The 13,779-nt window shown below is 74.4% G+C and carries 7 protein-coding genes; 4 read left to right on the plus strand and 3 right to left on the minus strand.

Annotated features, from left to right (window positions below; translation table 11 throughout):
* The first annotated feature begins 310 nt into the window (after nt 1-310).
* The 4 genes from RLT57_RS08205 (at nt 311) to RLT57_RS08220 (ending at nt 7,707) form a co-directional block, all read left to right on the plus strand.
* The gene (locus RLT57_RS08205; protein WP_311296700.1) at nt 311-1,405 is read left to right on the plus strand and encodes a hypothetical protein; all 1,095 of its coding nucleotides are present in this window, start codon (nt 311-313) and stop codon (nt 1,403-1,405) included.
* A gap of 217 nt (nt 1,406-1,622) precedes the next feature.
* Nucleotides 1,623-4,946 carry a S8 family serine peptidase gene (locus RLT57_RS08210; protein WP_311296701.1) on the plus strand — a complete coding sequence of 1,108 codons (3,324 nt, stop codon included), beginning with the start codon at nt 1,623-1,625 and terminating at the stop codon, nt 4,944-4,946.
* Nucleotides 4,947-5,296: 350 nt separating this feature from the next.
* A complete protein-coding gene (gene malQ / locus RLT57_RS08215; protein ID WP_311296702.1) occupies nt 5,297-7,345 on the plus strand; it encodes a 4-alpha-glucanotransferase in 2,049 nt (682 codons plus the stop codon).
* Between the two features lie 119 nt (nt 7,346-7,464).
* Entirely contained in the window at nt 7,465-7,707 is a 243-nt protein-coding gene (locus tag RLT57_RS08220; RefSeq protein WP_311296703.1) for a hypothetical protein, read from the plus strand.
* Nucleotides 7,708-7,834: 127 nt separating this feature from the next.
* Here the strand turns inward: RLT57_RS08220 and RLT57_RS08225 are convergent, their stop codons facing one another.
* The 3 genes from RLT57_RS08225 to pepN all read right to left on the minus strand — a co-directional run bounded on the left by RLT57_RS08225 (nt 7,835) and on the right by pepN (nt 13,748).
* Nucleotides 7,835-9,097 (minus strand): MFS transporter, encoded by a 1,263-nt coding sequence (locus RLT57_RS08225; RefSeq protein ID WP_311296704.1) that lies wholly within the window; start codon nt 9,095-9,097, stop codon nt 7,835-7,837.
* A gap of 316 nt (nt 9,098-9,413) precedes the next feature.
* Nucleotides 9,414-10,841 carry an alkaline phosphatase family protein gene (locus RLT57_RS08230; RefSeq protein WP_311296705.1) on the minus strand — a complete coding sequence of 476 codons (1,428 nt, stop codon included), beginning with the start codon at nt 10,839-10,841 and terminating at the stop codon, nt 9,414-9,416.
* A gap of 336 nt (nt 10,842-11,177) precedes the next feature.
* Nucleotides 11,178-13,748 carry an aminopeptidase N gene (gene pepN, locus RLT57_RS08235; protein ID WP_311296706.1) on the minus strand — a complete coding sequence of 857 codons (2,571 nt, stop codon included), beginning with the start codon at nt 13,746-13,748 and terminating at the stop codon, nt 11,178-11,180.
* Between the last annotated feature and the right edge of the window lie 31 nt (nt 13,749-13,779).

Here is a 13,779-nt window from a genome sequence, read left to right on the forward strand (position 1 = left end):
GGAGCCGGCGCCCGCGGGGGACTCCCGCGAAGGGCTCCCGCGAGGGCGGGGCCGGCCGCCGCGGGTCGGGACGGCGGGCGCTGGCGGCAGGGGCCGGGGGCCGGGTCCACCCGGGCGCGGGACCGCGGGGGCTTGCGGGGCCGCGGGGTTGCGGACGTGCCGACGCGGCCGGGCCGCCGGGCCGGCTTCCGCCGGGGAAGGCGTCCCGTCGGCATCCGCGCGCGGGGACTTCAGCCCGGGGACGTACCGCTTTGCCGACGGGCCGGTAACAGCGGTTAGCGGCGGGGGCGCGGACGGGAACGTCCTGGCCATGAACGCGAACCGGCAGACCCCCCCTTCCTCCCCTTCCCCGTGCACCCCGGACGGCCTGACGGCCGCGGCCCAGGGCGTACTGACGGCACGTCAGCTCAAGGCGCTCGGGGTGAGCGCCGCCGTACTCGCCGAGTGGTGCCGGGACGGCGGGCCCTGGCAGCAGGTGCTGCCCCAGGTGTACGTGCTGCACCAGGGGCCGCCCAGCGGCGAGGAGCGGGTCAGGGCGGCCCTGCTGTACACCGGGCGGACCTCGCAGGCGCACGGGCCGCACGGGCCGCTCGGCGGCGCCCGGGACGCGGTGGTGACCGGGCCCGCCGCGCTGGCGCTGCACCGCTTCGCGTCGGTGCCGCCGCTGCGCGGGGTGCCGGTGATCGACGTCCTGGTGCCCCACCAGCGGCGGTTGCGGGACGCCGGGGACGTGCGGGTGCACCGGGTGCGGGAGCTGCCGCGGCCGGTGGACGTGGGCGGGCTGCCGTGCGCGCCCGTGCCGCGCGCGCTGGCCGACACGGTGGGCGCGGTCGCCCTGGGCGGGGCCGCGGGCGCGCGCGGCGGATCCGGCGACGGGTCCGGCGACGGGTCCGGCGGCGCCGACGCCGTACGCCGGCTGCTGACCGAGGCGGTCCGCGCCGGGCACACCGACCCGGCGTCGGTACTGCGCGAACTTGCCGCCGCCGGGCTGCTGGAGCTGCCGCCGGTGGCCGCCGCGCTGCCCGCGCTGCGGGAGGCCGGGCGCACGACGGCCGAGCAGCGGCTGTACACGATGGTGCGCTGCGGCCTGCTGCCGGACCCGGTGTGGAACGTCCGGCTGCGGCTGCCCGGCGGCCCGGTGCTGGGCGGGGTGGACGCGTACTGGCCCGAGCACGCGGTGGCCGTCGTGGTGGACGCCAGGACCGGCGCGCCGGACGACGGCACCGTGTGGGCGCGCGCGGCGCGGCAGCGCGAGCGGCTGGACGCGCTGGGCGTCACCCTGGTGCACCTGACGCCCGCGGAGCTGCGGGACGCGATCGACGAGGCGGCGAGCGTGGTCAGGACAGCGCTCCTCGCGTCCACCGACCGGACACCGGCCGCCTACGTGGTGGTCACCCCGCGCTGATCACCCATCCGCACCGGCCTTTCACGGCGACTCCACAACCCGCGCCGTTTTACCCGGGTTCACCCGCAAGCGTCCGCGATGGCGGGTGGCGGGTTTACGTCACGGCCGGACCATAACCAGGTCAACACTCCCCAAAGGGCAGCCCGTTCCACCAGTGTGAGCCGTCGTACGGCTCCGCACTCCGAACAGACCTCCCATTGTCCGAACAGGGATGCCCATGCCTTTCGATCACATATCCGCGAAGAGACGCGCGGCCCGAATCGCGCTGGCCGCGGGCCTGGTCGCCGCGCTGTCGGCCGCCGGGCCCGCGCTCGCGGCCGCCGACCCGGCGCCCTCCCCCACCGCCACCGCGGCCGGCGACACCCCGGCCCAGGACACCCCCACCAAGGACGCGTCCGACAAGCTCGGTGCGGCCGACGCCACTTTGCTGGCCAAGGCCGAGTCGAACGGTGACAAGAACGTCACCTTCATGCTCGCCACCACCCCCGGCGACACCGCGCAGGTCAGTGCGAAGCTGCACGCCCAGGGTGCCAGCGTCGGCCAGACGTACGACACGATCGGCTACGTACGCGCCACCGTGCCCACCGCGAAGGCCGGTGCGGCGATCGCGGCGGCCCAGAAGCTCCCGCAGGTGCTCGCGATCGACCTCAAGCAGGAGATCGCGCTCGACGACCCGACGCCGGCCGCCGACACCACCGCCTCGGCCGCGCGGCACGGCAAGCCGGCCGCGACGTACCCGGGGCCGGGCAAGAACACCCCGGCGAAGAACCCGTACCAGCCGGCCTTCGAGACCGGCGCGGTGGACTTCGTCAAGGACCACCCCGCCGCCGACGGCCGCGGTGTCACCATCGGCATCCTGGACGCGGGTGTGGACGTGGGCCACCCGGCGCTGCAGAAGACCACCACCGGCGAGCGCAAGATCGTCGACTGGGTGACCGCCACCGACCCGATCCTGGACGGCGACGCCACCTGGCGCCCGATGGTCACCGCGGAGACCGGACCGGCCTTCACCGCCTCCGGCCGCGCCTGGAAGTCGCCGGCCGGCTCGTACTACTTCAGCACCTTCGCCGAGGCCGCCACCAAGGGCGGCGACATGAACGGCGACCTGAACCGCGACGGCGACACCACCGACGTCTGGGGCGTGCTCTACGACCCGGCCGCCGGCACCGTGCGGGTCGACCTGAACAACAACGGCGACTTCACCGACGACACCGCGCTGAAGCCGTACAAGGACGGCTTCCAGACCGGCCACTTCGGGACCGACAACCCGGCGACCGCCATATCGGAGTCGATCCCCTTCACCGTCGAGATCCGCAAGAACGTGCCCATGGACCCGTACGGTGGGACCTGGGTCGGCAAGACCGCGGACTTCGTGAACATCGGCGTGGTGGAGTCCGAGCACGGCACCCACGTGGCCGGCATCACCGCCGCCAACGGCCTGTTCGGCGGGAACATGGACGGCGCCGCGCCCGGCGCGAAGATCGTCTCCTCCCGGGCCTGCACCTGGACCGGCGGCTGCACCAGCATCGCGCTCACCGAGGGCATGATCGACCTGGTGGTCAACCGGCACGTGGACATCGTCAACATGTCCATCGGCGGCCTCGGTTCGCTCAACGACGGCGCCAGCGCCCGCGACGAGCTCTACAAGGAGCTGATCGACACCTACGGCGTGCAGCTGGTGATCTCCGCGGGCAACGACGGCCCCGGCGTCAACACCATCGGCGACCCCGGGCTGGCCGACCACGTGCTGAGCGTGGCCGCCGCCATCTCCAAGGAGACCTGGGCGGCCAACTACGGCTCGGTGATGTCCGTGCCGTACTCGCTGATGCCCTTCTCCTCCCGCGGCCCGCGTGAGGACGGCGGCCTGGCCCCGGTCATCACCGCGCCCGGCGCGTCCATCAACGCCATCCCGACCTGGGAGGCCGGCTCGCCGGTCGCCGAGGCCGGCTACAGCCTGCCGCCCGGCTACGCGATGCTCCAGGGCACCTCGATGGCCTCCCCGCAGGCCACCGGCGCCGCGGCGCTGCTGCTGTCCGCGGCGAAGGCGCGCCACCTGACGGTCACCCCGGCGCAGCTGCGGACCGCGATCACCAGCACCGCCAAGAACATCCCCGGCGCCCAGACCATCGAGCAGGGCGCCGGCCTGATCGCCGTCGGCCCGGCCTGGGAACTGCTCAAGCGCGGGGTCTCCGCCGACACGTACACCGTCAAGGCACCGGTGAACACCACGCTGTCGGACTTCCTGCAGACCCCGGGCTTCGGCACCGGCGTCTACGACCGCGAGGGCGGCCTGAAGGCCGGCCAGCGGAAGACGTACAGCGTCACCGTGACCCGCACCAGCGGTCCGGCCTACGCCCAGCTGCACACCCTGAGCTGGGCGCACAACGACGGCACGTTCAAGGTGGCGAGCCCACTGGTGCTGCTGCCGCTGAACAAGCCGGTCACCGTGAAGATCACCGCCAAGCCCGCATCGGCGGGCGCGCACAGCGCGCTGCTGAACGTCGACGACCCGCTGACCCGCGGCACCGACACGCAGATTTCGGCGGCGGTCGTCGTCTCCACCCCGGCGGCGGGCCCGTCGTACACGCTGACCCGCTCCGGCAGCATCGGCCGCGACGTCACCACGTCGTACTTCATCACCGTGCCGGCCGGCGCCACCTCACTGGAGGTCGCCATGGACGGGCTGAAGCCGGGCAGCCAGACCCGCTTCGAGACCATGCACCCGTACGGCGTGCCGCTGGACTCGACGCAGACTCCGGACTGCTACCCGAACTACGACAACCCGGCGAACACCTGCCGGCCGGACCTGCGGTCGTACGCCGACCCGCTGCCCGGCGTGTGGGAGATCGAGGTGGAGGCGCGCCGCACCTCGCCGCTGCTGGACAACCCGTACAAGCTCACCGTCTCGGTGCTCGGCGCCGCCTTCGACCCGGCGACGCAGACCCTCGACGAGGCGACGGTCGGCACGCCGACCACCGCCACGTGGGACGTCACCAACGACTTCGCCCCGATCCAGGGCAAGCTGCGGGGCGGCCCGCTGGGCTCGGCGCTCACCGCCAAGCCGACGATCACCGAGGGCGAGACGCAGACCACCGAGCTGACCGTCGGCGCGGGCGTCTCACGGCTGGACGTGTCGATCGGCTCGCCGTCGGACACCTCGGCCGACCTCGACCTGTACGTGTACCTGGACGGGGTGCTCGTCGGGCAGTCCGCGGACGGTGACGCGGAGGAGTCGGTGAGCCTGGCCGACCCGGCGGCCGGTACGTACACCTTCGAGGTGGACGGCTACGCGGTACCGGCCGGCTCGACCACCTACGACTACGAGGACGTCTACTTCTCCGACGGCCTCGGCACGGTCTCGGTGGACGACTCCGCCACGATCGCCCTGCCGCACGGCAGCACCACCCAGGTCTCGGCCTCGGTGCTGGCCTCGGCCGCCGCTCCGGCGGGGCGGCAGCTGTTCGGTGAGGTCCAGCTGCTGGACGCCCGCGGCACGGTGGCGGGCCACGGCAGTGTGATCATCACCAAGACCGTGTCGTAGGAGATCGGCCGACGGCCGGAAATCCGGCGGCGCCGTGACCCATACGGCGCCGCACCGGCTACGAAGCTCCCCCCGGGGAGGAGGCGGGGCGGGCGCTCAGGGCGCGCGCCCCGCCTCGCCGTTCCCGCCCGGCCGCGCCCGCGTACGCCCGACCGGAGCCCGACCGGAGCCCGCACGCGCCCGACCGGGCCGGCACCCCGGCCGCGCCCGCCCGGCCATCCCGGTCAGCCGTTCCTGCCGGGACCGGGGCCGTACCGGGGCCGTACCGGGGCCGCTGGATGATCTCCGGCGGGGTAGGGGCAGCATGGACGGGGTAGGGCTTACGCATTACCCGCAAGGACGGAGACTCGATGGACCGGGTGCGCCTGGCTGCCCTGTACGGCGTGGACGTGACGTACCGCCCCGCCCCCGGGACGGAGGTCGCCGTCCCCGAGGACACGGTGGTCGCCGTGCTGGCCGCGCTCGGCGTGGACGCGTCGACGCCGAGCGCCGTGGAGGAGGCCCTCGCCGCGTACGAACAGCGCGCGGCGCAGCGCCTGCTGGCGCCCTGCACCGTCCTGCGGGCGGGCCAGGCCCTGCCGCGGCTGCCGGAGGGCACGCTGCTGGACGGCGTCCCGGTGCGGCCGGGGCAGGCCGCGCCGGCCGCCCCCGGCCGCTACACCCTGCGGGCCGAGGCGGCGGACGGCCGGACCGCGCGCGGCGACCTGGTGGTGGCGCCGCGCCGCCTGGAACTGCCGCCCGGGCGGTCGTTCGGGTTCATGGCGCAGCTCTACTCCACCCTGTCGTCCCGCTCCTGGGGCATCGGCGACCTCGGCGACCTGGCCGACCTGGCCGCCTGGTCCGGCCGCACCCTGGGGGCGGGGTTCCTGCAGATCAACCCGCTGCACGCGGCCGTCCCCGGCCCCCCGACGGACCCCTCGCCGTACCGCCCCTCCTCGCGCCGCTTCCCCGACCCGGTCTATCTGCGGATCCAGGACGTCCCGGAGTACGCCTACCTCTCCCCCGAGGGCCGCGAGCGGGCCGAGTCGCTGCTGCTGCGGGCCGCCGGGCTGCGCGACGGCGTGCTGCTGGAGGGCGCGCTGATCGACCGGGACGCGGTGTGGGCGCTGAAGGCGCAGGCACTGGAGCTGCTGCGCCAGGTGCCGCTGAGCCCCGGCCGGCGGGCCGCGTACGCCGACTTCCTGGCCGAGCAGGGCCAGGCGCTGGACGACCACGCCACCTGGTCGGCGCTGGCCGAGCGGCACGGCCCCGACTGGCACTCCTGGCCCGCCGGGCTGCGCGACCCGCGCTCCCCGCAGGTCGCCAGGGCCCGCGGCGAGCACCTGGACCGGGTGGACTTCCACTGCTGGCTGAGCTGGCTGACGGACACCCAGCTGGGCGCGGCGCAGCGGGCCGCGAGAGAGGCGGGGATGCCGATCGGGATCGTGCACGACCTCGCGGTCGGGGTGCACCCGTCGGGCTCCGACGCCTGGTCGACGCAAGCCGTGCTGGCGGCCGGCATGTCGGTCGGCGCGCCGCCGGACGCGTTCAACTCCCGGGGCCAGGACTGGGGCCTGCCGCCGTGGCGCCCGGACGCGCTGGCCGCCGCCGGCTACGCGCCCTACCGCGACCTGATCTCCCAAATGCTGCGGCACGCCGGCGGTCTGCGGATGGACCATGTGATGGGCCTGTTCCGGCTCTGGTGGGTGCCGGCCGGCCGCCCGCCGACGGAGGGCACGTACGTCCGCTACGACGCCGAGGCGATGCTGGGGCTGCTGGCGCTGGAGGCACACCAGGCCGGCGCGGTGGTCATCGGCGAGGACCTGGGCACGGTGGAGCCGGGGGTGCGCGAGGAGCTGACCGACCGGGGCGTCCTCGGGACGTCGGTGCTGTGGTTCGAGCGGAACTACCAGGACGCCGACGGGAAGGCGGGCGACCGGCGACCGCTGCCGCCCGCGGCCTGGCGGGAGTTCTGCCTGGCGACGGCCACCACGCACGACCTTCCGAGCACCGCGGCCCGGCTGACCGGCGAGCATGTGGAGCTGCGGCACCGGCTGGACCTGCTGACCCGGCCGCTGGCCGAGGAGGAGGCCGAGGAGGCCGCCGACGTCAGCGAGTGGATCGCGGTGCTCGGCCGGCTCGGGCTGCTGCCGGAGGGCGCGGCGGATGAGGAGGCGGTGGTCAAGGCGGTGCACCGCTTCCTGGCCCGGACTCCGGCCCGGATGGTCGGGGTGTGGCTGCCGGACGGGGTGGGCGACCGCAGGCCGCAGAACCTGCCGGGGACATCGGCGGAGTACCCCAACTGGCGGCTGCCGGTGGCCGGCCCGGACGGCACACCGCTGACCCTGGAGCAGCTGGCCGCCTCACCGCGGCTGCACGCGCTGGCGGACGAGGTGCGGCGGGCGCTGGCCGCAGCGTAGGGCGCCTCGCCGGCGATCGGGACCGCCGCCGCGGCCCGGGGCCCGCGCGGGACCGGCCGCGCCACACCGTAGGCACCCCCGGGCGCGCGGGCCGGGGAGGCGGTCACTACATTGGGCGCGTGGACAAGAAGCTCAGCAAGAAGGCCGTGCGCGCCGGAGTCGTCACCGCTGGTACGACGATGACGGTGCTGATGTCGTCCCCCGCGTTCGCGGTCGTCCGTGACGACGGCGACGACCCGGGGTCCGGCCTGAGCGTGCTCCAGACGCTCGGCCTGTTCGTCGCCACCCCGATCGTGCTGTTCCTGATCATCGCGGGCCTGGTCACACTGGCCGAGCGGCCGCGCGGGCAGCAGGAGCGCTGAGCTCCGGCGGGCGGCCGCCCGCCGCGCACAGCACAGCCCGCCGCGCCCGCCGTTCCGCGGACGGACCGCCCCGAAGGCGCTCCGGGGGCCCGGCGCTGCCCGGCGCCGCGGGTCCCGGTCTCCCGCGCTATGCGCCGGGCGCGGAGTACGCCCCAGGCCCGGCCGCCGGCCGGCGCGCCGCCCCCGGCGCCAGATTGCGGCCGAAGGGCCGCCAGGACAGCGCGGTGACCGCCGCCATCGCCGCCGCCGAGCACCAGAACGGCGCCGTGACGCCCCGCCAGCCCGCCAGCGGGCCGCCGGTCAGCGCGCCCAGCACGTTGCCGCCCATCGCGAACGTCATGAAGACGCTCTGCACCCGGCCGCGCAGCTCCTCCGGGACCCGGCGCTGCCGGAAGGTGGTCTCGACCCCGGCGAAGACCGACGAGTGCACGCCGAAGGCGACCAGCACCGGGCAGGCCGCCCAGGCGGTGGTGGACAGCGCCAGGCCGACATGCGTCAGGGTCTCGACGACCAGTCCGGCCCGCAGCAGCACCGGCACCCGGAACCAGGACTGGAGCCGCGGCGCCAGCAGCGCGCCGGCCACCCCGCCCACCGCGCTCGCCGAGAGCAGGAAGCCGTAGCCGACGGCGCTCATGCCGAGCCGGTCCCGGGCGTAGAGGACCATGACGGAGAACCCGGCGGTCAGTGTGACGTTCATCAGGCACAGGGCGACCGCGAGCATCCGGATCACCGGGTCGCCCCACAGCCAGCGCACTCCCTCCGTGATGTCCGCGCGGATCGGGCGGCCGGACCCGGGCGCGGCCCGCGGGCCGGTGTCCCCGATCCCGCGCGTCGCCGCCACCAGCAGCGCCGAGACCAGGAAGGACGCGGCGTCCAGGCCGAACGGCAGCGCCGCCGCCAGCACGAACAGGCTCGCGCCGGCCGGGCGCCCGGCGAACTTGTTCAGCACGAAGTACGAGCCGTGCAGCCGCGCGTTGGCCCTCGGCAGCAGCCCGGACGCCACCACCGCCGGGACCAGGGCGGCTGCCGCGTTCTCCGCCAGCGTCTCGCCGGTGCCCAGCAGGAACGCGACGGCGTAGATCACCGGGATCGAGGCGTGGCCGGACCAGACGGCGAGCGCGAGGACGGCGGTGAGCAGGCCGCGGGCCACGTCGACCGCCACGACCAGCCGCCGCTTGTCGAGCCGGTCGACGACCGCGCCGCCGGGCAGCGAGAACAGCAGCCAGGGCAGTTGCTGGACGAAGACGGCGAGGCCGATCAGCACCGGGTCGTCGCGGACGGAGGCGACCAGCAGCGGCGCGGCGGCGGCCACCATGCCGTCGCCGAGCGTCGAGACGGAGTTCGCCGCCCACAGCGCCCGGAAGCCGGGGCCGAGTTCCGGCGCGGCCATGTCCGTACCCCCCGCGTCCGCCCGGCCGGTTCGCCCCGGCCCGGGTACCCGCTCCCGGACCCGCGCCCCGGAGCCCGCCAAAGAGGCCGACTCTAGCCGCGGTACGGCCGCGCGCCCACCGGTTTTCCGGCGGGCGCGGGGTTCCGGACACCGGGGGCGGCACGAGGCGGGTGCGGGCGGTCCGGACTGACGCCGGCCGGGAGGGCCGGTCGGGAGGTGGGCCGGGGGTGGGCCGGAGCACCGGCCGGGCGGGAGCGGCTGCGCGGTCCCGCGGGTGCGGGTCCGCGGGTGCGGGTCCGCGGGTGCGCCGGTGTGCCTATACGTGCGGGCGGCTGCCCGGCTCCTGGCGGGGTACGGGCTGGGTGGCGCCCGGCAGCACCGGTCTGGGCAGCGTCGCCACCTCCTGCTCGGCCTGCTCCAGCCGCTCGGCCGTGTCGTCCGGCAGCGGCGGCGGGGTGGGGCGGGTGTCGGTGAAGCGGAACACCGAGGTCAGATCGCCGAAGGTACGGCGTCGCCAGGCGGAGATGTTGGGCTCCTGGACGCCGGTGAGGTGTTCCAGCAGCCGCAGCGGGGAGGTGTGGTCGAAGGTCTCACCGGCGACCCAGCCGCCGACGGTCCACGGCGAGACGACGATGGCCGGCACCCGGAATCCGGCGCCGATCGGCAGGTTCTGCACGTACTCGCCGGCCGTGCCCGCGGGCGCGGTGGGCGGCGCCACATGGTCGAACAGGCCGTCGTTCTCGTCGTAGTTGAGGATGAACGCGGTCTTCGCCCACACCGCGGGGTTGGCCGCGATCGCCTCGATCTTCCGGGCCACGAAGTCCGCGCCGGCGGCCGGCAGGTAGTCGGGGTGCTCGGACTGGGTGCTGGTGGGGATGATCCAGGAGACGGTCGGCAGCCGGTCGTTGCGCGCGTCGTCCTCGAACGCGCCCGCCGGTCCCGGCCGCACGCCCCGCTCGTACAGCGCGGAGCCCGGCTTGGCGTCGATGAAGTGCTGGAAGTTCTCCAGCATGTTGCAGCCGTAGTCGTCGTCCTGCTGGTAGACCTTCCAGCTCACGCCGGCCGCCTGGAGCCGCTCGGCGTAGGTGGTCCAGGTGTACGGCTTGGGCGCGCTGTTGGAGATGACCGGGCCGCCGGCGGTGCCGCCGGGGTCGATGGTGCCGGTCATCCAGTACAGGCGGTTCGGCCAGGTGGGGCCCATCACCGAGCAGAAGTAGCTGTCGCAGAGGGTGAAGGTCTCGGCGAGGGCGAACTGGAAGGGGATGTCCTCGCGGTTGTAGTAGCCCATCACGTAGGGACCGTTGGCGCCGTCCGCCGAGCGGTGGGCGGGCAGCCACTTGTCCATCTTGCCGTTGTTCCACGCCTGGTGCTGCACGGACCAGGCGTGGCTGGTGGACGGGATGGCCTGCGCACTGGTCGTCTTGGTGTCCAGATGGAAGGGCAGCAGGTAGCCGTCGGGGTTCACCGGGTCCGGCTGGTAGAACACCGAGCGGCCGGTGGACAGCCGCAGCGCGTCCGGGTCGCCGAAGCCGCGCACGCCGGACAGGGTGCCGAAGTAGTGGTCGAACGAGCGGTTCTCCTGCATGAGCAGGACGACGTGCTCGATGTCCTGGATGGAGCTGCGGCGCGGCGGGCCCGCCGCCACCGCCCGCTGCACGCTGGCGGGCAGCAGCGAGAGCGCGGCCGTACCGCCGACGGCGCCCGCCGCGGATCCGAGGAGCCTGCGTCGTGTCAACCCGGCCATGTACGTACCCCCTGGGGCCTTGAGCCTGCCGAAGCCTGGAGCTGCCGCTGCCGGGCCTTTCCCCGGACCCCGTGCGACCCGTTCCGGAGGTGGGCGTGTGGCGATGGGGGTTGCCGATGAACAGGTGACCAGCGGGCAGGAGGCGGTTGGCTCCACCTTTGCGCGCTTTGCCCCTTTCTCGCCGCAGGCACGCCGGAGCGCCGACCGGACGCAGCCCGTTCACCACGCCGGCCCTGCCGGGCGGCCCCCTGGGGCGGCCCCCGGCCGGGCCGGGGCGGCCGCCCCGGGCTCCGCCGGCCGGGGGCCGGGGGCCGCGTCAGGCCCTGCCGGGCCGGGTCACGCCGCCGCCGCGTCCGCCTGCTGGGCGCGCAGGGCCCGTTCGACGCCGGCGCGGGACTCGATGACGAGGCGGCGCAGGGCGGGGGCGGGCTCGGCGGTGGCCAGCCAGGCGTCGGTCGCGTCCAGGGTGGCCCGGGACACCTGGTAGGCGGGGTAGAGGCCGATCACGATCTGCTGGGCCATCTCGTGGCTGCGGGTCTCCCACACCTCTTTGAGCGCGGCGAAGTACCGCTCGGTGTAAGGGGCCAGCAGTTCCCGCTGGTCGATCTGGACGAAGCCCCCGATCACCGACTCCTGTACCGCGTTCGGCAGCTTGTCGCCCTCGACGACGGACGCCCACGCCTCGGCCTTGACGTCCGCGTCGGGCCGGGCCGCCCGCGCGCTCGCGGCATGCTGCTCGCCGGCCGACGTGGCGTCCCGGGCCAGCTCGGCGTCGATCGCGTCCTCGCCGGCCCGGCCGGTCACGGCCAGCCGGGTCAGCAGCGTCCAGCGCAGGTCGGTGTCGACGGCCAGCCCCTCGTAGGAGCGCGAGCCGTCCAGCAGCCCCTGGAGGATGTCGAGCTGCTCGGGGGTGCGGGCGGTCGCGCTGAAGGCCCGGGTCCAGGCGAGCTGGTGGTCGCTGCCGGGGGCGGCGGCCTCCAGGTGCTCCAGCGCCGCGTCGGTCCAGCGGGCCAGGCCGGTCCGCCGCCAGGCCGGATCGGCGTACAGGTCGAGCGCAAGCTTCACCTGGCGGTGCAGCGACTGCACCACGCCGATGTCGGTCTCCTTGGCGATGCCGTGCAGCACCAGCTCCAGGTAGTCCCGGGCGGCCAGCTCGCCGTCCCGGGTCATGTCCCAGGCCGCCGCCCAGACCAGGGCGCGGGGCAGCGACGCGGTGAAGTCGCCCAGGTGGTCACGGACGGTGGCCAGCGACTGCTCGTCCAGCCGGATCTTGGCGTACGAAAGGTCGTCGTCGTTGAGCAGCACCACGTCCGGGCGGCGGACGCCGACCAGCTGCGGGACCTCGGTCAGCGGCCCGTCGACGTCCAGCTCGATCCGCTCGCCGCGGACCAGCCCGCCGTCCTTGAGGTCGTAGGCGCCGATCGCGATCCGGTGCGGCCGGAGCACCGGCTCGCCCTTGGCGCCGGCCGGCAGCGCGGGGGCCTCCTGGCGCACCGCGAAGGAGGTGATCACGCCCTGGTCGTCCACGGTCAGCTCGGGCCGCAGCACGTTGATGCCGGCCGTCTCCAGCCATGCCTTGGACCAGGTCCTGAGGTCGCGGCCCGAGGTCTCCTCCAGCGCGCCCAGCAGGTCGGAGAGCCTGGTGTTGCCCCACGCGTGCCGCCTGAAGTACGCCTGCACGCCGCTGAAGAACGCGTCCATGCCGACGTAGGCGACCAGCTGCTTGAGGACGGAGGCGCCCTTGGCGTAGGTGATGCCGTCGAAGTTGACCAGCACGTCGTCGAGGTCGCTGATCTCGGCCATGATCGGATGGGTCGAGGGCAGCTGGTCCTGCCGGTAGGCCCAGGTCTTCATGGAGTTGGCGAAGCTCGTCCAGGCCTGCGGCCACTGGGAGTCGGCGGAGTGCGCCTGGCAGGCGATGGAGGTGTAGGTGGCGAACGACTCGTTCAGCCACAGGTCGTTCCACCACTCCATGGTCACCAGGTCGCCGAACCACATGTGGGCCAGCTCGTGCAGGATGGTCTCGGCGCGCACCTCGTAGGCGGCGTCGGTCACCTTGGACCGGAAGATGTACTGGTCGCGGATGGTGACCGCGCCCGCGTTCTCCATCGCGCCCGCGTTGAACTCCGGGACGAACAGCTGGTCGTACTTGGCGAACGGGTACGCGTGGTCGAACTTCTCCTGGAACCAGTCGAAGCCCTGCCGGGTGACGGCGAAGACCGCCTCCGCGTCCAGGTGCTCGGCGAGCGAGGGCCGGCAGTAGACGGCGAGCGGGACGCTCCGCCCGTCGCCCTCCCAGCTGCTGTGCACCGACGCGTACGGCCCGGCGATCACCGCGGTGACGTAGGTGGAGATGCGCGGGGTCGGCTCGAACACCCACAGGCCGTCGGCGGTGGGCTCGGGCGTCGGGGAGTTGGAGACCACCGTCCAGCCTTCGGGAGCCCGCACGCTGAAGGCGAAGGTCGCCTTCAGGTCGGGCTGTTCGAAGCTGGCGAAGACGCGGCGGGCGTCCGGCACCTCGAACTGGGTGTAGAGGTAGACCTGCTTGTCCACCGGGTCGACGAAGCGGTGCAGCCCCTCGCCGGTGTTGGTGTAGGCGCAGTCGGCCACCACCCGCAGTTCGTTGCGGCCGGCGCGCAGGGCGGTCAGCGCGATCCGGGAGTCGGCGAAGACCTTCGCGGCCTCCAGCGGCTCGCCGTTGAGCACCACCTCGCGCACCGTGGGCGCCACCAGGTCGATGAACGTCGAGGCGCCCTCCTCGGCCGCGTCGAAGCGCACCGTCGTGACCGACCGGAAGGTGCCGCCCTCCGGGGCGCCGCCCAGGTCCAGCTCGATCGCGTAAGCGTCCACGCTGAGCAGGCGTGCACGCTCCTGCGCCTCCTCACGCGTGAGGTTCGTACCAGCCACAGCGGCCCACTCCTTCTCGTCAGGTGAGACG

Source organism: Streptomyces sp. ITFR-21 (assembly GCF_031844685.1).
In the GTDB taxonomy this organism is placed as follows: Bacteria; Actinomycetota; Actinomycetes; order Streptomycetales; family Streptomycetaceae; genus Actinacidiphila.